The 16,095-nt window shown below is 71.1% G+C and carries 12 protein-coding genes; 5 read left to right on the top strand and 7 right to left on the bottom strand.

What is annotated here, in order from left to right; genetic code table 11:
• Positions 1 to 10: 10 nt before the first annotated feature.
• From AC2XR2_RS35610 to AC2XR2_RS35585, 6 genes are all read right to left on the bottom strand, one after another.
• The gene (locus AC2XR2_RS35610) at positions 11 to 853 is read right to left on the bottom strand and encodes a nitrilase-related carbon-nitrogen hydrolase (protein WP_125193952.1); all 843 of its coding nucleotides are present in this window, start codon (positions 851 to 853) and stop codon (positions 11 to 13) included.
• Between the two features lie 155 nt (positions 854 to 1,008).
• Positions 1,009 to 2,571 (bottom strand): PucR family transcriptional regulator, encoded by a 1,563-nt coding sequence (locus AC2XR2_RS35605; protein ID WP_381301115.1) that lies wholly within the window; start codon positions 2,569 to 2,571, stop codon positions 1,009 to 1,011.
• Between the two features lie 23 nt (positions 2,572 to 2,594).
• Positions 2,595 to 3,884, bottom strand: a complete 1,290-nt coding sequence (locus AC2XR2_RS35600; RefSeq protein ID WP_449350985.1) for an aspartate aminotransferase family protein — start codon at positions 3,882 to 3,884, stop codon at positions 2,595 to 2,597.
• A complete protein-coding gene (locus tag AC2XR2_RS35595; RefSeq protein ID WP_330263535.1) occupies positions 3,881 to 4,723 on the bottom strand; it encodes a nitrilase-related carbon-nitrogen hydrolase in 843 nt (280 codons plus the stop codon). Before AC2XR2_RS35595 ends, AC2XR2_RS35600 begins: the two co-directional genes overlap by 4 nt.
• A gap of 181 nt (positions 4,724 to 4,904) precedes the next feature.
• Positions 4,905 to 6,872, bottom strand: coding sequence for a hypothetical protein (locus tag AC2XR2_RS35590; RefSeq protein ID WP_491517294.1), 1,968 nt, complete (start codon positions 6,870 to 6,872; stop codon positions 4,905 to 4,907).
• 134 nt (positions 6,873 to 7,006) lie between these two features.
• Positions 7,007 to 7,258 carry a helix-turn-helix domain-containing protein gene (locus AC2XR2_RS35585; RefSeq protein WP_381301123.1) on the bottom strand — a complete coding sequence of 84 codons (252 nt, stop codon included), beginning with the start codon at positions 7,256 to 7,258 and terminating at the stop codon, positions 7,007 to 7,009.
• A 33-nt stretch (positions 7,259 to 7,291) separates the two neighbouring features.
• Here AC2XR2_RS35585 and map point away from each other — a divergent pair, with 33 nt between their 5' ends.
• From map to AC2XR2_RS35570, 3 genes are all read left to right on the top strand, one after another.
• Positions 7,292 to 8,059 (top strand): type I methionyl aminopeptidase, encoded by a 768-nt coding sequence (gene map, locus AC2XR2_RS35580; RefSeq protein ID WP_491517293.1) that lies wholly within the window; start codon positions 7,292 to 7,294, stop codon positions 8,057 to 8,059.
• Between the two features lie 45 nt (positions 8,060 to 8,104).
• Positions 8,105 to 8,770: a sporulation protein gene (locus tag AC2XR2_RS35575; RefSeq protein ID WP_491517292.1), complete on the top strand. Its 666-nt coding sequence runs from the start codon at positions 8,105 to 8,107 to the stop codon at positions 8,768 to 8,770.
• Between the two features lie 234 nt (positions 8,771 to 9,004).
• Positions 9,005 to 11,512, top strand: a complete 2,508-nt coding sequence (locus tag AC2XR2_RS35570) for an ATP-dependent Clp protease ATP-binding subunit (RefSeq protein WP_449349274.1) — start codon at positions 9,005 to 9,007, stop codon at positions 11,510 to 11,512.
• Positions 11,513 to 11,566: 54 nt separating this feature from the next.
• Here AC2XR2_RS35570 and ggt read toward each other — a convergent pair whose 3' ends face one another.
• Positions 11,567 to 13,363, bottom strand: a complete 1,797-nt coding sequence (ggt, locus tag AC2XR2_RS35565; protein ID WP_491517291.1) for a gamma-glutamyltransferase — start codon at positions 13,361 to 13,363, stop codon at positions 11,567 to 11,569.
• Positions 13,364 to 13,507: 144 nt separating this feature from the next.
• Between ggt and AC2XR2_RS35560 the strand changes: the two genes are divergently transcribed.
• Both AC2XR2_RS35560 and AC2XR2_RS35555 read left to right on the top strand, forming a co-directional pair.
• Positions 13,508 to 14,266, top strand: a complete 759-nt coding sequence (locus AC2XR2_RS35560; RefSeq protein ID WP_330263542.1) for a hypothetical protein — start codon at positions 13,508 to 13,510, stop codon at positions 14,264 to 14,266.
• A gap of 116 nt (positions 14,267 to 14,382) precedes the next feature.
• Positions 14,383 to 15,948, top strand: coding sequence for a CocE/NonD family hydrolase (locus tag AC2XR2_RS35555; RefSeq protein ID WP_491517290.1), 1,566 nt, complete (start codon positions 14,383 to 14,385; stop codon positions 15,946 to 15,948).
• The last annotated feature ends 147 nt before the right edge of the window (positions 15,949 to 16,095 follow it).

Here is a 16,095-nt window from a genome sequence, read left to right as displayed (position 1 = left end):
GTCGGTTCGGTCAGGGTGCGGTCAGCGGCGGGTACGCGTCCGGACGGCGGTCGCGGTAGAACTGCCAGCGGTCGCGGACTTCCCGCAGCTTGGCCATGTCCAGGTCCCGTACGACGAGTTCGGTCTCCTTGTCGCTCGCCACCTCGCCGACGAACTGGGCCTCCGGGTCGACGAAGTACGTCGTGCCGTAGAAGTCGTTGTCGCCCAGCTCCTCCACGCCCACCCGGTTGATCGCGCCCACGAAGTACTCGTTGGCGACGGCCGCCGCCGGCTGCTCCAGCTGCCAGAGGTAGGCCGAGAGACCGCGCGAGGTGGCCGACGGGTTGAAGACGATCTCGGCACCCGCGAGGCCCAACGCCCGCCAGCCCTCCGGGAAGTGGCGGTCGTAGCAGATGTAGACGCCGATCCTCCCGACCTTGGTGTCGAAGACCGGCCACCCGAGGTTGCCGGGGCGGAAGTAGAACTTCTCCCAGAATCCCGGGACTTGGGGGATGTGGTGCTTGCGGTACTTGCCGAGGTACGAGCCGTCCGCGTCGATCACGGCGGCGGTGTTGTAGAGGACGCCGGGCTGCTCCTCCTCGTACATCGGCAGGATCAGGACGATGCCCAGTTCCTTGGCCAGCGCCTGGAACCGCTTGACGATCGGCCCGTCCGGGATCTGCTCGGCGTACTCGTAGAACGCCTTGTCCTGGACCTGGCAGAAGTAGGGCCCGTAGAACAGCTCCTGGAAGCACAGGACCTGAGCACCCTGCGCGGCCGCGTCCCGGGCCGCCTGCTCGTGTACCTGGATCATCGACTCCTTGTCGCCCGTCCACGCGGTCTGGAAGAGGGCGGCACGAATCACTCTGCTCATCGGGACCTCCGGTCGCTCGGTGTGCGAGAAGACTAGGAAGTCGGAAAAGCGGCTTTGAGTTGCACGGTGTCACGTCTGCGGGGGCGTGGCGTGCCACGGTGTCACCCTTTCGTGGGCCCATGTTTCACCGCCGTTTTCCCAGGTCGTGGCGTGTTTCAGCTCTGTTGCGCGTCGTGCGCGAGGAGCGCGATGTGCACCGAGGCGGCCTGCTCGAAGTCGTCGAGGTCGACGCCGAGCCGGCCCTGTATCGCCTCCAGGCGCCGGTAGAGCGCGGGGCGGGAGACGTGGTGGAGCTGGGCGGTGCGGGACTTGTTGCGGCCGGTGGCGAGATAGGTGCGCAGCACGGCGAGCAGATCGTCCGCGGACCCGGAGCCCGCGTCGCACAGCAGCCCGTCCAGCTCGCGCTCCGCGAAGGACTGCACATGCGGGTCGTCCCGCAACAGCCTGATCAGGCCCCGCAGATGGACGTCCTTGAGGCGTACGACGGCCGGGAGGTCGAGCACCCCGGACGCGACGGCGTCGGCGACGTGCCGGGCCTCGCGCATACCGGCGGGCACGTCGTCCCAGGCCGTGCGGGGGTCGGCCGCCGCCACGACCGTCCCGGTCAGCCGGGCCGCGAAGTTCGCCGTGAGCACGGTGGCGTCCTGGTCCCGGGCCAGGCTGAGCAGGACGGCGGTGGCGCCGTCGGCGAGCTCGGCGACGATCCCGGGCAGCCCCAACAGCCGTAGCACGCGGTCAAGTTCGGCCGGATCGCCGTCCCGTACGACGAGCGGCACGAAGGTGCGGCGGTTGACCGGCAGCCCGGCAGCCCGCGCGCGAGGCAGCAGCTGCCGTGCCGGTACGACCCCGCTGACCAGGTCGGTGAGCAGGCTCTGCGCCGACTGTTCCTCCCAGGTGTGGGCGGAGGTGCCGCCGAGCATGCGGTGCAGGACGAGCGACTCGGCGGCACGGTCGGCGAGCAGGCGTCCGGTGGCGGTGTCGCCGCGGTAGCCGCACAGCATGATCTGGCCCCAGCGCTCCCCGCGCCCGCCGAGTTCGGCGCGGATCCAGCCGTCGCCCGCGCTGAGGCCGGCCTGGCGGGCGATGCGTTCCCAGTCACGCAGCACGTCGTCGACCGCGGACCGCTCCCCCGCGGTGGCGAGGACGCGGTGGGCGAGGTTGGTGACGACGACGGGGCAGCCGCTGTGGTGGGCGATCTCGTCGAGCATCCGCTGGAGCGGGGCCCCTGCCGTGATGAGTCCGGTGAGGGCGGTACGGACGGCCTCGGACATGCTGACGGCGGCGAACTTCCGCCGTACCAGGCGGGCTTGGACCTCTTCCGTCAACTCCGCGAAGGGGAAGGGCCGGTGGAGGACGACCATGGGCAGCCCGCACCGCTCGGCGGCCCGGCGCATCACGTCCGGCGGGGCCGGGAAGGCGCGGCCGAGCCCGAGGACCACGGCCGCGGCCTCGGCGCGGTGCAGGGACTGGATGTACTCGGCCTGCTTGTTCTCGTCACCCGCGAGCAGCACTCCGGTGGTGAGGACCATCTCGCCGCCGCTGAGCATCACCCCGACGTCGGCGGCCTCGGCCACGTGCACCCAGCGCACGGCCCGGTCGAGCTGCCCGGCACCGGCCACCACCTCGGGTTCCCCGGCCAGGACCCGCTCCAGCATGAGGACCTGACGGACCGACAGAGTCGGCGCCGAGGACTCCAGGGGCTCCAAGGTGGTGCTCATGACGGTGTTCCCTCGCTGTGGGCCTACTGGATGGTGCTCCTCAGAGCGTGTTCGAGGATCGCGGCGCCCTCTTCGGCCTCCGCGACGGTCAGGGACAGGGGCGGGGCGATCCTGAGGGCGCTGGTGTTGTGCCCGCCGCCCTTGCCGAGCAGCAGCCCCTCGGCGCGGGCGGCTTCCAGGACGGCGGACGCGGCCTGCGGATCGGCCTCGTCGGTGCCGGGTTTGACCAGCTCGACGCCGAGCATGAGCCCGCGCCCACGCACCTCCCGTACGCCCGGGACCTGCGCGGCGACGGCCCGCAGCCGCTCGATCAGCAGCCCGCCGACCCGCCGGGCGTTGCCCTGGAGGTCGTGCTCCAGCAGGTACGACAGGTTCGCGAGACCGGCCGCCATGGTGATCTGGGTGCCGCCGAAGGTCGAAATGCTGTTGGAGTCCAGGCAGTTCATGATCTCGGCGCGGGCCACGACCCCGCCGATGGACATGCCGTTGCCGATGCCCTTGGCGAAGGTGAGGATGTCCGGCGGACCGGACTGCGCGTGTGCCTGCCAGCCCCAGAAGTGGTCGCCGGTGCGGCCCCAGCCGGTCTGCACCTCGTCGGCGATCCACAGGATGCCCCGCTCGTGCAGCACCTCGCGGAAGGCGGCGTAGAGGCCGTCGGGCGGGGAGGTGAAGCCGCCGACGCCCTGGATCGGCTCGGCGATCAGCGCGGCGGGCGGGCGGGTGTGGCCGAGGAGGTCCTTCAGGTCGTCGACGCAGGCCGCGATGAAGTCGTCGTCGCTGAGCGAGGCGTACGGGCCGCGGGTGCGCACGCCGCCGTGGACGTACAGCGTCTGGAGCGGGGACAGCGAGGTGGGCGACCAGCCGCGGTTGCCGGTGATGCCGACCGCGCTGAAGGAGCGGCCGTGGTAGCTGTTGCGCATCGCCAGGATGGTGTTGCTGCGCCGGTAGGTCGTGGCGAGCAGCAGGGCGGTGTCGTTGGCCTCGGTGCCGGAGGTGGTGAAGAAGACCCGGGCGTCCGGGATGCCGGACAACTGGGCGATCCGCTCGGCGAGTTCGACCATCGGCCGGTTCAGGTACAGGGTCGAGGAGTGGATGATCCGCCCGGCCTGCTCGCTCACCGCCTTGGTGATCTCGGGCAGGGCGTGCGCGGTCATCGTGGTGAGGATGCCGCCGAAGAAGTCGAGGTACCTGTTGCCCTCGGAGTCCCACACGTACCGGCCTTCGCCGTGCGTGATCTCGAGCGGCTCCTCGTAGTACAGGGCGAGCCAGTCGGGCAGCACGGCCCGGTGGCGTCCCAGCAGGTCCTTGGTCACGGCTGCACCAGCCCTTCGTAGGCGTCGGGGCGGCGGTCGCGGTAGAAGGCCCACTGCTGCCGCACTTCCTCGATGAGGTCGAAGTCCAGGTCGCGGACGACCAGTTCCTCCTCCTTGTCGCTCGCCGTCTCCCCGACGAACTGGCCGCGCGGGTCGACGAAGTACGACGTGCCGTAGAAGTCGTTGTCGCCGTACTCCTCGACGCCGACCCGGTTGATGGCGGCGACGAAGTACTCGTTGGCGACGGCGGCCGCGGGCTGCTCCAGGCGCCACAGGTACGAGGACAGGCCCCGGTGGGTGGCGGACGGGTTGTAGACGAGCTGAGCGCCGTTGAGGCCGAGCTGCCGCCAGCCCTCCGGGAAGTGGCGGTCGTAGCAGATGTACACGCCGACCTTGCCCACGGCCGTGTCGAAGACCGGCCAGCCGAGGTTGCCGGGCTTGAAGTAGTACTTCTCCCAGAAGCCCTTGACCTGCGGGATGTGGTGCTTGCGGTACTTGCCGAGGACGCTGCCGTCGGCATCGATGACGACCGCGGTGTTGTAGTAGAACCCGGACTGCTCGACCTCGAACACCGGCACGACGACCACCATGCCGGTCTCGCGCGCGAGGTCCTGCATACGCGTGGTGGTGGGGCCGTTCGGCACCGGCTCCGCCCAGCGGTAGTGCTCGGGGTCCTGGACCTGGCAGAAGTAGGGGGCGTTGAACACTTCCTGGAACCCGATGATCTTCGCGCCCTGTCGGGCCGCCTCGCGGGCGTGCTCCTCGTGTTTCGCCACCATGGAATCGGTGTCGCCGGTCCAGGTGGCCTGGACCAGAGCGGCACGTACGACGTTGGCCATGAGCTGCTCCTTCGGCGGGGACGTCAGAGCCTCTACGCCCGTAGATCAGACCGTAGAGGGACGAACGTAAGCCTCCTGGAGAGGCTTGCCAAGACCATCGTCGTTAACCCGCGAAGTCGATCACGTTTCACACTCCAGTGGAGGAGCGACGTGCCCGGTCGGCGGGGTTGTGGGGGACCTGTCAGGTGGAGAATCCGGCGACGCGCAGGGCATGCACCAGGTCCCAGTGCCGCTCCTGGGAGACGGCCTTCGCGGCCGTGAGGAGGAGCGGGACGAGGGTCCGCGGGTCCGGTTCGGCGCTGCGGGCGGCCTCCTCGGGGGTGCGGACGCGGACGTACGCGTCGAGGAGCGCGGAGACCTCGCGGCGCCGCCCCTCGGCGACCAGCGCAAGGACGGCCGCGCCGATCTCCCCGGCGGGCCGTGCGACGCCCTGGCGCAGCACCTGCTCCCCGTCGGTGCTCCGTCCGGCCGCGACCAGGGCGTCCGCGGCGGCCACCAGCCGCTCGGCGGGCAGCGAGGCGGCCTCCCAGAGCAGCGTCGCCCAGTCGGCGCCGAGCCCGGCGCGCTGGAGCTCCGCGGCGAGCAGCGGGAAGCGGTCGGCGGGCCAGTGGGCGACCTCCACGAGCAGGGCGTGCGCCTCGCCGGTACGGCCCTCGGAGCGCAGCCGCACCAGCGTCGCGACGGTGTCGGCGGTCTCCCGCAACGCCGTGTCCCCGGTGTCCATGGGGGCGGCCTGCGCCTGCGTCCGCCCGTCCGCAGCATCGACCGCTCCCGCTCCGGCGAAGCGCGCGCCGCGTGGAGTACGGCCCCGTCGGGCGGGCGCGGCGGGCAGATCCGGTACGGCGGTCGGCGGTACGACAACGCCCCCGGCCTCCGCCTCCCCCACCCCGGCGAAACGGGCACCACCGCGGCGCCGCTTGCGCTGCTTGGCGGCGGGGGGCGGCGGGGGCTGGGGGGCGGAGGGTGACTGTCGGGGGGTGTCGGCACCGTGTGCGTGGTCGGAGGTGGTTTCGGTCGGCGCCTGCTGGGGGTCGTACGCCCTCTCGAACGCGTCGATCCTGCTCGGCTGGTGTGTTCCGTATCCGGGGTGGGCCCCTTCGGTGGCTCCGGGTCCAGGCGAGGTGGCCGGGGCGGGCGCGGGGGCGGGTCGCTGCGGTGCGTGGGAGGTGCCGGCCGTCTCCGGGGCCGCCGCAGGGGCGGTGCCGCGCTGCTGGGGTATGTCCGGGAACCCGGCACCGGGGGCGTCGCCGGGACGGACGGCCTCCGCACTGTGGGCGCGTGCCAGGTGGTCACCTGCTCCCTGGTCGCTGTCAACGCGTGCACCGTCCCCTCGGCCGCCCCCGCGCACGCGGCCCCCGAAGACACCGCTTCTCCGCGCGCCACCCCCGTGACCGCCCTCCACGAAGTCGTCGCCGTGGGCCGCGGCCCCGCGCTCACCGGCCCCGGCGCCCCCGCTCACCCGCCCGTCGGCCCAGGCCCGCTCCCCCGACCCTCCGTCCCCGTCGTGGCCTCGGTGGACCGACCCGGCGTCCTCCACCCGCACCCGCCGGAATGCCTCTTGCCCCACGGCCTGGTCCCGGCGGAGCGCGCCCTCGTCCCTCACTCGCCCCCGTCGGATCACATCGGCCCGGTCGCCCATCGTGCGGTGGTCCAACGCGGTCATGCGGGACTGGAGTTCGGCGCAGCGGCGGACCGCGCGTTCGTGGTCGTCGCGGGCCCAGGCGAGGTCGAGACGGAGGGCGTCGGCCTCTTCCTGGGTGGTGGCCGACGCGAGCCGACGGCCCAGTTCGGCCTGCCGTTCCGCGGCATAGCGCTGTTCGCGGAGCATGACGTCGAAGCGGTCACCGAGGGCGTCCCGGCCGCCGGGCCGGGCGTCGTGGGCGGCCTGCGCGGCGGCGTGCAGGGGGCGGGCCCGTTCGGCCTCGGCGCGGGCCGCCTCGGAGCCGTAGGCCACACCGAGGTCCTGGAGGAGCGCCTCCACCACATCCCAGGGCGGGATCTCACGGCCGTCGAGGCACGCTTGCATACCGTCCGGATCGCGCTGCCAGAACACCGCGCACCAGCCGGCGCCCTGATCCAGACGCGCCAGCACACCGTCCAGGTAGGCCACGAACTCCCGCACCTGACCCGGGAGTTGATCCACTGCCATCGCTCAACTCCCGTTAGACCGGAGCACTCCGGTCCGTAAGCGAACACCAGCAGTGTTACGAACGGGCTACGGGGAGTTTTCAAAGGAGCAGCAGGAGTCTCCTGGCGCGGCCCCGACCACTGAGCGAACTCCCTTCACACACGCGCCAACTCGCAGAGCTGGGCCAGCTCGTCCATCGACAGCCCGAGCGCCCGGGCGAGCGCGGCGACCGTGAAGAACGCCGGGGTCGGCGCCCGCCCGGTCTCGATCTTCCGGAGGGTCTCCGCGGAGATCCCGGCGCTCGCCGCGACCTCGGTCATGCTGCGGCCGCCACGCGCCTCGCGCAGCAGCCGACCGAGCCGCTCGCCGCGTTCGCGTTCTTCGGGGGTGAGAGGGGTGCGCACCATGTCCCCCATTCTAATACCGGTATAGTAATTGGCATGGTGGAACTGAAGACGGACACATCGATGGATGCCATGCACGAGGCGGGACAGGTCGTCGGGCGTGCCCTGACAGCCGTGGAGAAGGCCGCTGACGTGGGCGTGTCCCTGCTGGAGCTGGACGAGGTGGCGCGCGGGGTGCTGCGGGAGGCGGGGGCGTCCTCGCCCTTCCTCGGCTACCGGCCCACCTTCGCCACCACCCCCTTCCCCGCCGTCATCTGCGCCTCCGTGAACGACGCGATCGTGCACGGCATCCCGACCGGTTACCGGCTGCGCGACGGCGACCTCGTCTCGATCGACTGCGGTGCCCAACTCGGCGGCTGGGCGGGCGACTCGGCGATCAGCTTCACGGTCGGCCGGCCGCGCCCCGAGGACGTACGGCTGATCGAGACCGCCGAGCGGGCCCTGGCGGCCGGGATCGAGGCCGCGGTCGTGGGCAACCGCATCGGGGACATCGCGCACGCGATCGGCACGGTGTGCCGGGCCGGGGGCTACGGCATCATGGACGACTTCGGCGGCCACGGCATCGGCCGCCGTATGCATGAGGACCCGCCGGTCCCCAACGAGGGGCGCCCCGGGCGGGGGCTCGCCCTGCGGCACGGCATGGTGCTCGCGATCGAGCCGATGCTCATCGCGGGCGGCACCGACGCGTACCACGCGGCGCCGGACGGCTGGACCCTGAAGACGAACGACGGCTCACGGGCGGCACACGTCGAGCACACCGTGGCCATCACCGACCAGGGCCCACGCGTACTGACGGCACGCTGAGTCAGTGTGCATCCCTGATCATCGCGGGCTCGGGGAGGGGCGTACGTGGGATTCAAGCGGCTGTTCGGAATCGGGGATCCGGACGCGGCGGTCGAGGTGGACACGCAGATCCTGGGACCGGTGTATCCGGGCGGGGACGTGCGAGGAGAGGTCGTTCTCAGGGGCGGGTCGCGCGACACCCCCTTCCACTCCGTCCACCTGCGCCTGTCGGTCCGCTGCATGGGCTACGACGGCGAGGAGCGGGACTACGAGTTCGACACCTGCGCCGCCCAGCCGTCGCACTTCACCCTGGGCAGGGGCGAGGAGAAGCGGCTGACCTTCACGGAACGGCTCTCCTGGGAGACCCCGGTGAGCGAACTCGGCGGCCAGGCCCTGGGAGTCGTGCTCTCGGTGAAGAGCCAGCTCTACCGCGACTGGAACCATGACCCCACCGACGTGGACAACGACCTGCTGCACGTCTCGGCGCTGCCCCTGCACGAGGCCGTCATGGACGCCTTCGCGGAGGAAGGCTACTTCTACGACTCGGCGTACGTCGTCGACTCCTACGTCCCGAACACGGAGCAGCACCGGGGCTTCTACCAGGGCTTCGTCCTCACCGACCGGGCGCCCGGTGCGGGGCGGCCGGAGCAGCTGGAGGTCGTCTTCCAGACCAACATCGTCGGGGCCCTGATCCATGTACGGCGCGCGGCGCTCGATGAGCGCGACTGGTAGGACAAGCCGCCTGCCCGCCGCTTCACCGCCGCGCATCACGAGGTCGGGCAGACCGACTGGATCCCCCGTATCCGCAAGTCCCTCGGCGAGCTCGCGCTGCTCGACAACCACTGAAAGTGCCCCACTCCCCCATCCGTGCGAAGGTGTAACCGGCTGACACCCGGGTTACCCGGCCCCGGCACATCGATCAGCGAGGGCACCCCGGCCCGCGCGGGGTTGCCGGATGGGAACGCCATGACCAGCGGATTCAGCGGATCGGAAGGCTATGACGCCTTCGGAGAGTTCCTCGCCCGTTTCTTCGGCGGACCGCGTCCCGGTCCCCGGCAGATCAACATCGGCCAGCTGCTGAGCCAGCCGGCCCGGGAGCTGGTGCAGGGGGCCGCGCAGTACGCCGCCGAGCACGGCAGCCGGGACCTGGACACCCAGCACCTGCTGCGGGCCGCGCTCGCCGCCGAGCCGACCCGGACCCTGCTGAGCCGGGCAGGCGCCGATCCCGACTCGCTGGCCTCGGAGATCGACGAACGCTCCGGCCCGGTCCAGCACCGGCCGGAGGAGGCACCGCCGCCGACCTCGCTGTCGCTGACCCCGGCCGCCAAGCGGGCCCTGCTGGACGCGCACGAACTGGCCCGGGCCCGGGGCGCCGGCTACATCGGCCCGGAGCACGTGCTGAGCGCCCTGGCCGCGAACCCGGACTCGGCGGCCGGCCACATCCTCAACTCGGCCCGCTTCGCCCCCACCGGTCTGCCTCCCGAGGCGGCCCCGGACGCCGGACAGCCCCGCGCCGAGGCACAGCGCACCACGAGCACCCCCACCCTCGACAAGTACGGCCGCGACCTCACCGACCTCGCCCGCCAGGGCCGTATCGACCCGGTGATCGGCCGGGACGACGAGATCGAGCAGACCATCGAGGTGCTGTCCCGGCGCGGCAAGAACAACCCGGTGCTCATCGGGGACGCGGGCGTCGGCAAGACCGCGATCGTGGAGGGCCTGGCCCAGCGGATCGTCGACGGGGACGTGCCCGACGTACTGACCGGGCGGCGGGTCTTCGCCCTCGACCTGACCGGCGTGGTCGCCGGCACCCGATACCGGGGCGACTTCGAGGAGCGCCTGACGAACATCGTGGGCGAGATCCGCGACAACTCCGACCGGCTGATCGTCTTCATCGACGAACTGCACACCGTCGTCGGCGCGGGCGGGGGCGGCGAGGGCGGCTCCCTGGACGCCGGCAACATCCTCAAGCCCGCCCTGGCCCGCGGCGAGCTGCACATCGTGGGCGCGACCACGCTGGAGGAGTTCCGCCGGATCGAGAAGGACGCGGCCCTGGCCCGCCGTTTCCAGCCGATCCTGGTCCCGGAACCCACCGCGGCGGACGCGATCGAGATCCTGCGCGGCCTCAGCGACCGCTACGAGGCCCACCACCAGGTCCGCTACACCGACGAGGCGCTGGTGGCGGCCGTCGAGCTCTCCGACCGCTACCTGACCGACCGCCGGCTGCCGGACAAGGCGATCGACCTCATCGACCAGGCAGGAGCACGCGTACGGCTGCGGGCGCGTACCAAGGGCACGGATGTACGGGCCCTGGAGCGCGAGGTCGAGCAGCTGAGCCGGGACAAGGACCAGGCGGTCGCCGACGAGCAGTACGAGCAGGCCACACAACTACGGGACCGTATCGCCGAGTTGAAGCAGCGGATCGCCGAGGCCACCGGGGGCGACGAGGCCGACGAGGGCCAGCACCTGGAGGTCACCGCCGAGGCCGTCGCCCACGTGGTGTCCCGGCTGACCGGCATCCCGGTCAGCAGCCTCACCGAGGAGGAGAAGGACCGGCTGCTCGGCCTGGAGCAGCACCTGCACGAGCGGGTGGTCGGCCAGGACGAGGCCGTACGCGTCGTCTCCGACGCGGTCCTGCGCTCCCGCGCGGGCCTCGCCAGCCCGGACCGGCCGATCGGCAGCTTCCTCTTCCTCGGCCCGACCGGCGTCGGGAAGACCGAACTGGCCCGTGCCCTGGCCGAGTCCCTGTTCGGCAGCGAGGAGCGCATGGTCCGCCTCGACATGAGCGAGTACCAGGAGCGCCACACCGTCAGCCGTCTGATCGGCGCCCCGCCCGGCTACGTCGGGCACGAGGAGGCGGGCCAGCTGACGGAGGTCGTCCGCAGGCATCCGTACTCGCTGCTCCTCCTGGACGAGGTGGAGAAGGCCCACCCGGACGTCTTCAACATCCTCCTCCAGGTCCTCGACGACGGCCGCCTCACCGACTCCCAGGGCCGCACGGTCGACTTCACCAACACGGTGATCGTCATGACCAGCAACCTGGGCTCGGAGGCGATCACGCGGCGGGGCGCGGGCATCGGCTTCGGGTCGGGCGGCACGGACGAGGAGGCCCGCCGGGAGCAGGTCCTGCGCCCCCTGCGGGACCACTTCCGCCCGGAGTTCCTGAACCGCATCGACGAGGTGGTCGTCTTCCGCCAGCTCACGGGCGAGCAACTACGGCAGATCACCGAGCTGTTGTTGCAGAGCACCCGCCGCCTGCTCCGGGCGCAGGGCGTCACGGTCACCTTCACGGACAGCGCGGTCGACTGGCTCGCGGAACGCGGCTACCAACCGGAGTACGGCGCCCGCCCGTTGCGCCGCACGATCCAGCGGGAGGTGGACAACCAGCTGTCCCGCCTGCTGCTGAACGGCACCATCAAGGACGGCGACCAGGTCACGGTGGACGCCTCAGCAGGCACGCTGACGTTCACGTGAGGCTTTTAGGGGCGCGGGGAACTGCGCGACCAGCCCCCACGCGCCCGCGGCGAACTACGGCGCGGGGTACACCACTTGCGCAGACCCCCCGCCCCTCCGAACAGTCTCAGCAGCCGCCAGCCACTTCCCACCAGGCAACCGCTGCACACCCGTAGCCGCCCCGATCTCCGGATTCAGCTTGAACGAGTGCCCGATGGCCTCCAGTTGAGACCGCACCCCACTGCTGTACAGCGCCGGCTCCAGCTCGGTCTGCGCAGCGTTCCGCTGGCTCGCCCGAGGCGCCGCGATCGCGTCCACCAGCGGCAGCCCACGGTCCACGAACTCGGTCAGCACCTGGAGCACGGTGGTGATGATGGTCGCCCCGCCGGGTGAACCCAGCGCCACCACAGGCTTGTTGGTGCGGTCGAGCACGATCGTCGGCGAGATCGACGACCGCGGCCGCTTGCCGGGGCCGGGCAGGTTCGGGTCGTGCACGGCAGGGTTCGCCGGGGTGAACGAGAAGTCCGTCAGCTCGTTGTTGAGGATGAACCCGCGCCCGGGCACGGTGATCGCGCTGCCGCCGGTCTGCTCGATGGTCAGCGTGTAGGAGACGACGTTCCCCCACTTGTCGGCCACCGTCAGATGCGTGGTGTTCTCGCCCTCGTACGTCGTCGGAGCCGCCGTCCCCCGGTTCGCGCAGTCCCCGGGATGCCGCGGGTCCCCGGGCGCCAGCGGGCTCGTGAGCACCGCGTCGTCCTTGATGAGACAGGCCCGCGAGTCGGCGAACTTCTGTGACAGCAGCCCCTTCGTCGGTACGTCCTCGAAGGCGGGGTCGCCGACCCAGCGCCCCCGGTCCGCGAAGGAGATCCGGCTGGCCTCGATGAAGTGATGGAGGTACTGGACCTCACTGGCCTTCGAAAGGTCGGTGTGCTCAAGGATGTTGAGGGCCTCACCGACGGTCGTGCCGCCGGAGGAGGAGGGCGCGATGGAGTAGACGCCGAGCCCGCGGTAGGAGGTCTTGGTGGGCTTCTGGAGCTTGGCCCGGTAGGCGGCGAGGTCCTTCTCGGAGAGGTCACCCGGCCGTGCGTTCCAGCCCGAGGCCGGGTCCACCGGCGGGTGGTTCACGGTGTCGACGATGTCGTCGCCGAGGTCGCCGTGGTAGATCGCGCCGACGCCCTTGCGTCCCAACTCCGCGTAGGTGCGGGCGAGATCGGGGTTCTTGAAGGTCGACCCGACGACCGGCAGCTGACCGCCGGGCAGGAACAGCTTCGCGGTGTCGGGGAAGTACCGGAACCGCGTCTCGTTGGAGGCGGTCTGCGAACGGAAGGTGTCGTCGACGACGAACCCGTTCCGCGCGATCCGCTCGGCGGGCTTGAGGACGGTGCCGAGGGATCTGCTGCCCCACTTGCCGAGCGCGGTGGCCCAGGTGGCGGGGGTGCCCGGCGTTCCGACGCTCAGTCCGCTGCTGACGGCGTCGGCGAAGGCGAGCGGCTTGCCGTTCTCCACGAACAGGTTCTCGTCGGCGGTCAGCGGTGCCGTCTCGCGGCCGTCGATGGTGTGGACGCTGCGGGACTTGGCGTCGTAGTAGACGAAGTAGCCGCCCCCGCCGATGCCCGAGGAGTACGGCTCGGTGACGCCGAGCGCGGCGGCGGTGGCGACGGCCGCGTCGACCGCGTTGCCGCCCTTCCTGAGGACTTCGATGCCGGCGGCGGAGGCGTCCGCGTCGACGCTGGAGACGGCACCCCCGTAGCCGACGGCGACGGGTACTTTCTGCGGTGCCGAGGTGGCCTGCGGCGGCGCTGCCGCCCCCACCGACACCACGGCGGCCGAGACCGCCAGGACCGACAGTTTCCGCGCGACAGGGCGACGCATCCGTACCTCCAGTCCAGGACCGTCCGCGCAGCGTAACCACATCCCCGGGGCACCGACACCCCTCCTCGGGACAGGTGTCATGCGAATGCCACACTTCGAACACCGGTACGTACCAGTGGTGTCGGCCCGCTAGCATGCGCGCACATGAATGACGACGTGCGCAACATCGTCCTGGGCGTGGTGGCGGCCGGCATCAGCGCCACGCTCGGCTGGCTTGCCCGTACCTACCTGTGGAAGCGGAAACTCCGCCGCAAGCAGGCCTTCTTCGGGCTGCCGGACAACTCCGAGTCGCTGCTGGTCGTCAACCGCGGCGCGAGCGGCCCGGACCTCGCGGTGATGCGCTACGACGTGTTCGCGCTGCTAGAACTCGCCGCGCTCATCAAGGACTGCAACGCCCACGCCCAGGTCCTCCCGCACGACGCGGCACGCCAGGGTTTCGGCGAGCGCACCGAGTTCTGTGTGGGCGGCCCGGCCTCCAACCGCCGTATGGCGGCACACCTTTCCTCCCTGCTGCCCGGTGTCCGGGTGAACGTCGACGCCGAGCCGAGCCCCGACCGCGGCGCCTTCCAGGTGGGCACCGAGCGCTACCGGGTGGAGGTCGGCAAGTCCGAGTACGCCCTGCTCGGCCGGCTCACCGTCGAGCAGAGCAACGGCACCCGGCCGGTGTTCCTCTTCTGCGGCCAGACCGCGATCACCAACCAGGCCGCGACCCGCTATCTCGCCCGCAACCACGAGCGGTTGACCCGCAAGTACGGCGACAGCACCTTCGTGCTGCTGCTGCGGGTGGTCAACTCGGGGGCGTACGGGCCGGATGTCGTGGAGCTGGTCGCGGACGTGACCCGGGAGGCCAAGACACCGCTTCCGGCGGCCGCGGCTCCACGGAACTCCCACCGCGCCTCCTGAATTGATTCACACCACAACAATCGTTACTCCCACGTAACTTACCGACGGGTTACTTGCGGTAAGCGGGCGAGGTTACCGTCTGGTCACTTTGCACTGACACGAGTAGGGAGTGACCCGTGGGACACCCTCGCAAGGCCCTGCGTACGACCACCGTGGGCGCCGTCTCCGCGACTCTGATCGCCGGTAGCGCCCTCGGACTCGCCCCGACCGCCCAGGCGGCGGACGCCGTCCGCTTCGTCGACATCGCCGGTGACGGCGGCACCGTCCTCAAGGCCAACGTCGTCACACCCACCGGAGCCGACGGCACCCGGCGCTACCCGCTGCTCGTCCTGCCCACGAGTTGGGGGCTACCTCAGGTCGAGTACCTCGCCCAGGCCCAGAAGCTCGCGAACTCCGGCTACATCGTGGTCAGTTACAACGTGCGCGGGTTCTGGCAGTCGGGCGGGGAGATAGAAGTCGCGGGCCCGCCCGACATAGCCGACGCGTCCAGGGTCATCGACTGGGCACTCGCCAACACCCCGTCCGACGCCCGGCGCATCGGCATGGCGGGCGTCTCGTACGGCGCCGGCATCAGCCTGATCACCGCCGCCCAGGACAAGCGCGTCAAGGCGGTCGCCGCCCTGAGCGGCTGGGCCGACCTGATCGACTCGATCTACTCCGGCCGCACCCAGCACGTCCAGGCCGGGGCCGTACTGGACGGCGCGAGCCTGGTCACCGGCCGTCAGAGTCCCGAGATCCGGCAGATCTTCGACAACTTCTACGCGTCCAACCTGTCGAAGGAACAGGAGATGATCGACTGGGGGAAGAAACGTTCTGCCGCGACCTACGTCGACCAACTCAACCGGAACGGCGCCGCGGTCATGATGGCCAACGCGTGGGGCGACACGGTCTTCGCGCCCAACCAGTCCGCCGACTTCTACGAGAAGCTGACGGGCCCGAAGAGACTGGAGTTCCGGCCCGGCGACCACGCCACGGCCGAGCTCACCGGGCTGTTCGGCCTGCCCAACGACGTGTGGACCGACACCGAGCGCTGGTTCGACCACTACCTCAAGGGCGAGGACAACGGGATCGACCGCGAGGAGCCGGTCCGGCTCAAGTCCCGTTCCACGGGCGGCTACGAGGGCTACCCGGACTGGAAGTCCGTCGGCGCCACACGGAAGAAGATCGCCCTGGCGGGCACCACCACGATCCACACCAACGTGAACTCGGGCGCGGACGGCGGGATCGTCTTCCTGTCCAGCATCCTCGACCAGATCGCCCGGGTTCCCCCGGTCGCCTCGATCCCCCTGCTGCCCCGCCGCTGGGCCGCCGTATGGCAGTCGGGCAAGTACGCCACCGCCCAACAGGTGCGCGGCACCGCCGAGTTGCACACCACGCTCACTCCCACCAAGGAGAGCGGCACCCTCGTCGCCTACCTGTACGACGTGGGGCCGCTCGGCCTCGGCAAGCTGGTCTCCCACGCGCCGTACACCTTCCACGGGCGGACGCCCGGGAAGCCGTTCGACGTCGACCTGGAGCTGTTCTCCACGGCCTACGACGTCCCGGCAGGGCACCGTCTCGCCCTGGTGGTCGACACGGTCGACCCGCTCTACATCGAGCACAACCCGTCCGGCGCTCAGCTGACCTTCTCCTCGTCGGCGAACGACCCGTCGTACGTGTCGATTCCGCTGCGCGAGCAGTGATCTCCGGCCGGCGCCGGGCGGGTATGGCTCTGTGACCGCTGCCCCCTACGGTTCAAGGGCCGTGGGGGGACCCCCACCCGGCAGCGGCGTCCCCGGGGGCCCGGCCGCCATCGCCGTGGGGGTGAACGGACCATCGTAGTCGAGGCT

The organism is Streptomyces sp. LS-MS-L19, from assembly GCF_058382285.1.
This window is presented reverse-complemented; position numbering and strand designations above follow the sequence as displayed.